1 protein-coding gene is annotated in these 1,584 nt (G+C 52.5%); it reads left to right on the plus strand.

Going from position 1 to position 1,584, the window contains the following annotated elements:
• Positions 1 to 1,375: 1,375 nt before the first annotated feature.
• Positions 1,376 to 1,584 (plus strand): hypothetical protein (locus PGW49_RS10315; protein WP_270226440.1); only part of this gene is annotated, 209 nt, incomplete at its 3' end.

Here is a 1,584-nt window from a genome sequence, read left to right on the forward strand (position 1 = left end):
TTGTATCAGGGAGGACTGACCAAGCCGCCCATAGAATCAGAAATGGAAGAATAGAGAGGTTGAAAGATGATAACACTGCAGTAATTTTTTTTGAGGCTCTCATCGATTCCGCATCTCCTTGCGCGCCCACATTCCACTCCGCCTTAAATCAAGTATACGTTTTGAGACCGGCAAGCTGTTGCCGGCTCGAGGACAGCGGCCCGGTGCACCGGGCCGATCGATAGAGGACTCAGGTTCACAGCGCAATTTCTTGGGGCTCGCATATATAGGAAGACTTGATCGGCAATCGATTTTAATGAAGTCGACAGCGCATGTCAGAGCTTTCAACAAATCGCAGGTAAATCCGTGTACCAATTTTTGGTACACGGATTTACCTGCGATGTTCATGCTTGGTCAAATGCCCATCAAGCGATATATTCATTATTTTAATGCGCGCGCCTGAGCTTTTGGCTGAAGTGGCAGTCCGACCGCCGGCAGGCGGCCACGCTATGTCCAAAGGCCACGCCTACTCCCAGTGCCCGGCTACGTCGACGACCCAGTGCTGCCCGTCGAGTTCCTGCCGCAGAGCTACATCAGGGACGTCTTATTGGGGGACGACCACATGGAACCCCGGGAGATCAAGCTGTACGGCTGATCCATCCGTCAACAACATGTCAAAGCCCCAAAACCCAACAGGATCGCGAACGAGGGGATGAATTGACCGCCCGGGTATTTGCGCCCGGACGGTCAATTTTATCAACCATGGGCGCGATTCTGTAAGGGCCATTTTTCTGGCATCCGCCGTTTGATCCGGTCTCAACGCACCCATCGACCGTTCAGTAATCTTTGCGAACGCGACCACGTGCGCATTTGTCGAACAATCAAATGTCCGACAATGTCTGACGGAGCTGTCAGACATTCACGCACGAACATACGAGCTTCGCGAGCGATTGTAGGCAACTAGTAGCCCCAACTGCGTCTTTGGCGCAGGTTCGACGTCTGACATCTTGAATGTCTGACGTTGAACGAAGCTGGTTGATAACAAGCAGGTGGAATAAACATGGAGCCCGACACCTCTCGCGCAATCGGCACGCGGCAAGGGTCTGGCCCATCTCATATGTTGCCAACGCTAACGGTGAACCTGAGCGCCCGGGCACATTCTTTGTTGGCTGAAACCTGCATAGCAACTAGCGGAAGGCATCATCGAAGGAGTGTGCTGTAAAGCACCCGTCTCCTTAACTGTTAGAAATGCGAGTTAATAATCTATGTGGTCGATATGCCGTTAAACCCGCATATCGATACCGTTCAGCCATTCGCCTCGCCCCCGTCGCACGTATCTTCATCCGGTCTGTTACTTTTAATCTAACAGTTCTTTGAGGAACGTAGGTGCTTCTGAATGTACTGTCGACTTCTTCTCAAACTAATCCTAAGAGACAAGGCCGCATGGATTTGTACGCTCGTTCTCGCTGCAGCCTTTTCCGTCCCCATTGCGTTCAATTCACCCATCTACGGGCCCTTCTTTATGAAGCAGGGCATGCAGGGCTTCGTCGACGCATTCAATACGCGCGCGCCCCAGGCCAGCGGCACAGACCTATCGCCAGAGCA

The sequence above is a fragment of the Collinsella aerofaciens genome, assembly GCF_027679495.1.
In the GTDB taxonomy this organism is placed as follows: domain Bacteria; phylum Actinomycetota; class Coriobacteriia; order Coriobacteriales; family Coriobacteriaceae; genus Collinsella; species Collinsella aerofaciens_AK.